Annotated in this window: 6 protein-coding genes and 1 pseudogene; 3 read left to right on the top strand and 4 right to left on the bottom strand. The window is 67.2% G+C overall.

Translation table 11 applies throughout. From position 1 onward, the window contains the following. Positions 1-89: 89 nt before the first annotated feature. The 4 genes and pseudogenes from ACFYQA_RS39060 to ACFYQA_RS39075 all read right to left on the bottom strand — a co-directional run bounded on the left by ACFYQA_RS39060 (position 90) and on the right by ACFYQA_RS39075 (position 3144). Entirely contained in the window at positions 90-1502 is a 1413-nt protein-coding gene (locus ACFYQA_RS39060) for an amino acid permease (RefSeq protein WP_388928554.1), read from the bottom strand. A 138-nt stretch (positions 1503-1640) separates the two neighbouring features. Further along, positions 1641-2119: pseudogene (locus ACFYQA_RS39065) on the bottom strand (universal stress protein). A 27-nt stretch (positions 2120-2146) separates the two neighbouring features. Next, positions 2147-2596, bottom strand: a complete 450-nt coding sequence (locus ACFYQA_RS39070; protein ID WP_388928556.1) for an ATP-binding protein — start codon at positions 2594-2596, stop codon at positions 2147-2149. Between the two features lie 374 nt (positions 2597-2970). Then, the gene (locus ACFYQA_RS39075; RefSeq protein WP_388928558.1) at positions 2971-3144 is read right to left on the bottom strand and encodes a CsbD family protein; all 174 of its coding nucleotides are present in this window, start codon (positions 3142-3144) and stop codon (positions 2971-2973) included. A gap of 140 nt (positions 3145-3284) precedes the next feature. Between ACFYQA_RS39075 and ACFYQA_RS39080 the strand changes: the two genes are divergently transcribed. The 3 genes from ACFYQA_RS39080 to ACFYQA_RS39090 all read left to right on the top strand — a co-directional run bounded on the left by ACFYQA_RS39080 (position 3285) and on the right by ACFYQA_RS39090 (position 4990). Continuing rightward, positions 3285-3455: a hydrophobic protein gene (locus ACFYQA_RS39080; protein WP_332424976.1), complete on the top strand. Its 171-nt coding sequence runs from the start codon at positions 3285-3287 to the stop codon at positions 3453-3455. A 726-nt stretch (positions 3456-4181) separates the two neighbouring features. Continuing rightward, positions 4182-4310: a hypothetical protein gene (locus tag ACFYQA_RS39085; RefSeq protein WP_388928560.1), complete on the top strand. Its 129-nt coding sequence runs from the start codon at positions 4182-4184 to the stop codon at positions 4308-4310. 14 nt (positions 4311-4324) lie between these two features. Continuing rightward, positions 4325-4990, top strand: coding sequence for a hypothetical protein (locus ACFYQA_RS39090; protein ID WP_388928562.1), 666 nt, complete (start codon positions 4325-4327; stop codon positions 4988-4990). Positions 4991-5483 lie beyond the last annotated feature (493 nt).

Raw genomic sequence — 5483 nt, forward strand, 5'->3', positions numbered from 1 at the left:
CTACCAAGCCGGACTCCACCTCCGTGCCTCCATGATCTGGATCAAGGACCTCGCGAGGTCCACTCATTGATCACGACTCAATACAGGCCCTAGTGCTTGGCCAGCTCCGAGCGTTTGTACGAGTACGAGAAGTAGACCCCGCACCCGATCAGGAACCACACGACGAACCGCACCCAGGTCTGCCACTGCAGGAACGTGATCAGCCAGATCGAGAAGACCACGCCCAGCGCCGGCACGAACGGCATCCCCGGTGTACGGAAGCTGCGCGGCAGGTCCGGCTGCCGGTAGCGCAGCACGATCACAGCCGTGCACACCACCACGAACGCCAGCAGGATGCCGATGTTGGTCAGTTCGGCCGCCTCCTCGATCGGCAGGAAGCCGGCGATGGCGGCCGACGCCACCCCGACGATCCACGTCACGCGCGTCGGCACGTGCCGCGTGGGGTGCGTCTTCGCGAACCACTTGGGCAGCAGCCCGTCCCGGGACATGGAGAACCACACCCGGGTCACACCCAGCATGAATGTGAACATCACGGTGAGGATGCCGATGATCGCGCCCACCGCGATCACGTCCGCCAGTCGGCTCAGCCCCACCGACTGGAAGGCGGTTGAGAAGCCGCTCTCCTTGTCGATGTCCTTGTAGTTCTGCATACCGGTCAGCACCAGACAGGCCGCCACGTACAGCACCATCGCGATCGCCAGCGAGTAGATGATCGCCTTCGGCATGTGCCGCCGCGCGTCCTTGGACTCCTCGGCCGCCGTCGACATCGCGTCGTAGCCGAAGACCGCGAAGAACACGGTCGCCGCACCCGTGAACGCTCCGCCGACCCCGTAGGGGAAGAAGGGGTGGTAGTTGGCGGTGTTGATGTGGAAGACACCGACCAGGATCACCACCAGCACGACCAGCACCTTCAGTCCCACCACGATCGTCTCGAAGCGGGCCGCGCTGCGGATGCCGAGGGTCAGCAGCCAGGCGATGAGCAGGCACAGGAGCGCCGCGAACAGGTCCACCTTGTGCCCGGCACCGGTGCCGGGCGCGCCCAGCATCCAGGCGGGCAGCTGCGCGCCCATGTCCTCGATCAGGAAGCTGAAGTAGCCGGAGATGCCGATCGCGACCACCGCCACGATCGCTGTGTACTCCAGGAGCAGGTCCCAGCCGATGAACCAGCCGGCGAACTCGCCGAGCACCGCGTAGCCGTAGGTGTAGGCCGAACCCGCCTTCGGGATCATGCCCGCGAACTCGGCGTACGACAGGGCCGCCGCCGCACTGGCCACGCCCGCGATGAGGAAGGACAGCAGCACCGCGGGTCCCGCCGTGCCGTTGGCCACCGTGCCGGCGAGGGTGAAAATGCCCGCGCCGATGATGCCGCCCACACCGATCGCGGTCAGCTGCCACAGCCCCAGCGTCCGCTCCAGCCGAGGCCCCTCACCGGCTTCCGTCTCCTCGATGTGTTCAATGGGTTTACGGCGGAGAATGCCCTCGCCCATCCGGAGTCCGGCCATGTGCTCACCTCTTCGCCTACGGCAACGGCTGACGGCGGATGATGCGGGCTCAGCGCCGCCGGGTACGGGGGACCGCCACGCATGCGGCCGGACCGCGGCGGGGCGGCCGCCGGTCCGGCCCACTGGTCCAGGCCCTGCCTACGGCACCACCGTCACCGACCATCGTCCCGTTTTCACCAGGCGGACCGCGACCGAGCCGATGATCCGATGGCCGGCCTGCTCGAAGGCGTCCGCCACCACCGCGTCCGCCTTCAGCTCGTCGACGGCCCTCGTCAGGCCGTTGTAGGGGGCGCCGCGGAACGTGGGAACTCCCGGCGATCTCGCATATCCCCTTCACCCGTTCGGCTGCCTCCCGGATCTGCTGTACGAGGGACTCGGCGATCTCGTGGGTCGTCTCGGCCACCGGCGCGCCCGGAACCGCCCCCGCCGTCAGCGACGGCTGCACGTACATCACCGCGAGCAGCGCGCCCTGCCGCCGGGCGAGACCGGCGGCAGGGCGCGGCGGCCCGCATCGAGGAGTCGGAGCCGTCCACGCCGATGACGATGGCCTTGGGCCCGTCCGTGCCCCGCTCGAACCGGTGTGCCTGCCGCTCGTCCCGCTCGTGCTGTTCCTCCATGCCCGCGAGGCAAGCACCGATGCAGTACTAGTGAGCGGGCTTGCGCAGGTGGAAGTGAGCGACGACCTGTTTGCCGGCACCCCGGGCGATGGCTTGCACCTGGTCGCACAACTGGGCGACCAGGTGCAGGCCGTGTCCGCCGACGCGGCGGGCGTCGTGTGCTCGCAGTTCGGGCGAGCGAGGGGAGCGGTCACTCACGGTGACGCGCAGTAGGGCGGCGTCGGGTGCCACTTCCAGCGCCAATTCGCCCGGACCGGGAGCGTGACGCAGCGCATTGGTGACCAGCTCACTGACGATGAGTTGGGCGTCCTGGCTCGGCCGGTGGCCGGGGTCGTGTCCGGCCTGGGCCAGCAGCGTGCGTACGGCCGCTCGGGCTTCAGTGATTGATGCATCCGCAGTGTCCCAGGCGATGCTGTATCGCAGGGGCGCTACGGATGCCTGTTCATCCGATGTCCGATTTTTAAGCGGGGTGGCCATAACTCTTCCCGTGGGTCGTTCCTTATTGTTTCATCGCAAGTTGCCGTTATCGCATCATTTCGCTTACCCGCTATCGTCCTGTTCATGGGGCACCCGCCGGTCCTGGTGTTCGGTGCGGGCCGGGGCCGGCGACCGTGAACTGTTCGAGCGTGCCACTGACAATCTGCAGCCGACTGACGGCCGGCTGCAGAGGAGCCGAGGCGAACGAAGCCCCAGCCGCCGGCTGCATGGCAGCGCCGGGCATCGAGGAGGGCGTTTGGGATGGTGGCTGCCTACGGTGAACGCCCGGAGTGCAAGGGGCGAGCGGTGCTCGCCGAAGCAAATCGAGGGTCTTCCCGGATTTTTCCGGGAAGACCCTCGACTGGTACAACGCGTCAGTGCTTGAAGGCGTCCTTGGCCTTTTCCTTGGCCTCACGGGCGTCGCCCTTGCTCTTCTGCGTCTGCCCCTCGGCGGTCATGCGGTCGTTGCCGAGGGCGCTTCCCAGGGCCTCCTTGGCCTTTCCCTCGGCCTGCTCGGTCTTCGCCTTGGCCTTCTTGCCGGCAGTCATGGAACACGCCTCCTCATATCCTTTGGTGCCGCTGTCGCGGTAAAGCCGCTTGTGCCCCGGCTACTCCTTCGTAAACAAGGCGCCGCCCAGGAATGGAGGGAAATCGGCAGGGCAGACGGAGCCGCAGGAGGTCGATAACTATGGTTCCCCTGCTTCTTGTTCTGCTTCTCGCGGTGATCCTTTTCGGTGCGGGTTTCGCCGTCAAGATTCTGTGGTGGGTGGCCCTCGCCGTGCTGGTGCTGTGGCTGCTGGGCTTCGTGATGCGCTCCACCGCCGCCGGTGGTGGCCGCGGCCGTTGGTATCGATGGTGATCCGACCCGCACCACGCCCCTCGTAGGGACCGGCCGTCATGACGGCCGGTCCCTACGAGTAGGTCTGTCGCGTATGCGCACGAACCACACCGGACCAGGTCAAGGGCTCTCAAAAGGAAGCGGGGTAGGTGTGCTGCGGTCGGGGGTGGGACGGTCATGCGCGACGGAACCGCGCAAACTCCCACCGCATCCCGTTCCCGACCTCACCGAAAGCCGCATACGCCGGGCCGGTGGGGCGGCCGGCAGCAGGCGCACGTCGGCGGCGGACCGCCGCGCCCGTGCCGCTGTGCAACGGCCAGTTCGCCACAGTTCCTTGCTCAATCACCGTCGACGGGAAGAAGGTCCTGAGGGCTCGGGTGGCGTCGACGGCAAGCACATGTGCGAGTACACCCTCCGGTAACAGCACACCGACCGGCGGCACATGTGGTCGGTGTCAGCCGGCGCCGCTTCGGATCGAGGAAGAGCTGTACGACCGTGATCGCTGTTCCCACGCCGGCCCGGCTGAAAGGGCGGTGTTCCTTCCCGACCAGGCCAAGGCCGTCTCACGCCCGGCGCGGCGTCTGCGCCGGGCGAACACTCGGGCGCTGTATGTGTCGGCGGCGGGCACGGGCAAGACGTTGGTGTCCATCCGCGTCGCCGACGAACTCGGCGCCGGCTGGTCCTGTTCGTCGTACCCACCCTCGCCTGGCGGCGTCGGCGTGGCACGACCACGGCCACGGCGAGCACATGGTGATCGTCTCCTCCCCGGATGCCACCGACCGCGACGAACTGGTGGCCGCGCACGTCGGCTCGACCATTGATCCGCTCACGCCGGCCGCGGATTTCGGTGGTGGGGAGGGGCGACAGCGGAGGTGACGTAGGTTCACCTGATGTACACCTCGTCGCAGCAGACGCGCGATCCCGAAGAACAGTCCGAACCTGGTTCGGCGCAACCCACTCCCGCGTCGCCGCGTCGCGGTGGAAGGGCGGTGTGGGCACTGGGCGGTGCCGTGCTGGCCACAGCGGTCTGGGGTGGGTTGCTCCTGCTGTCCACGGATGCCACCGACGGGCCGGACGTGCGATACCGGATGAGCGACAACCTGTGCGCGGACGCGGAAATGGCCGCCGTGAGCGTGATCTACGACCGGAGTGACGACTCCACGCACGGGGAGCACCGTCACCGGGCGATGGACGTCGCGGAGTGCAACGACTCCCTCGTCGCGAAGGAGGCGGACGACCCGGTCCCCCGGACGCTGACCATGCGATTGAAGTTGCATAAAATAACCGACCCGCGAGCGGAGTTCGAGGCCAACGGCGAAGCCGTCGAAACCACCACCGGTCCCAAGATTGTCAAGACACCGGTCGAAGGGCTCGGGGAGCGCGCCTATTTCGGGGTCATCGACTACGGCAGCGGCGCTGTCGTGATCCTCATGGCGCTTGACGGGGGCGCGGAGTTCTCCTTCAACCTGACTGCTGGTACAGGGCAGACTCCTGAGGAACTCAAGCCTTTGATGATCAAGGACATGCGCACCCTCATGGCGAACCTCGCGGCGTAGCCGGGCTACGGACACAGCGCCTCACGCGGCATGGTCCCTTGCGCGCCTTCACTCCGCGGCGCGGGGGCCCCCGGCCGGTACTGGTTGAGGCCGCCGTTCCCATTCGATACTCGGCTACATGCAGCGCGACGACGGACGGGACCACAACGCCTCCGCTGGCCTCGCTCGACCCCTCACAGCTTCTGGAGACCGTCGCCGTCGCCGTTGTGCTCACGGGCCGGCTGGTCAGTACCCGGTAGGAGTACGACATCCGACAGCTCCCCGGCATGGCTTCATGGCCATGAGGCGGTTCCGCGAAGCTTTGGCGGACCCACGGGCTGCGACTGCTCTCGGCCCCCGTACGGCGCCCAGTTCCGGACCGAGCGGGCTGCGGGAGTACGCCAGAGTTGTCACGATCCTTGTGTCCTGAACGTGAAAGGGAGTTGGTTGTAGGAACAGCTTCTGGAAATGGTGCTGTGCGGGAGATGAAGGATTTGGCCCTTCGGAGCCGCCC

Source organism: Streptomyces sp. NPDC005774, assembly GCF_042871645.1.
Classification (GTDB): Bacteria; Actinomycetota; Actinomycetes; order Streptomycetales; family Streptomycetaceae; genus Streptomyces; species Streptomyces pratens.

Excerpts from the sequence above, each read along its gene's own strand:
- ACFYQA_RS39090 (WP_388928562.1), top strand. The coding sequence starts at position 4,325 with ATGTACACCTCGTCGCAGCAGACGCGCGATCCCGAAGAACAGTCCGAA.
- ACFYQA_RS39080 (WP_332424976.1), top strand. The coding sequence starts at position 3,285 with ATGGTTCCCCTGCTTCTTGTTCTGCTTCTCGCGGTGATCCTTTTCGGT.
- ACFYQA_RS39085 (WP_388928560.1), top strand. The coding sequence starts at position 4,182 with ATGGTGATCGTCTCCTCCCCGGATGCCACCGACCGCGACGAACTGGTG.
- ACFYQA_RS39060 (WP_388928554.1), bottom strand. The coding sequence starts at position 1,502 with ATGGCCGGACTCCGGATGGGCGAGGGCATTCTCCGCCGTAAACCCATT.
- ACFYQA_RS39075 (WP_388928558.1), bottom strand. The coding sequence starts at position 3,144 with ATGACTGCCGGCAAGAAGGCCAAGGCGAAGACCGAGCAGGCCGAGGGA.
- ACFYQA_RS39070 (WP_388928556.1), bottom strand. The coding sequence starts at position 2,596 with ATGGCCACCCCGCTTAAAAATCGGACATCGGATGAACAGGCATCCGTA.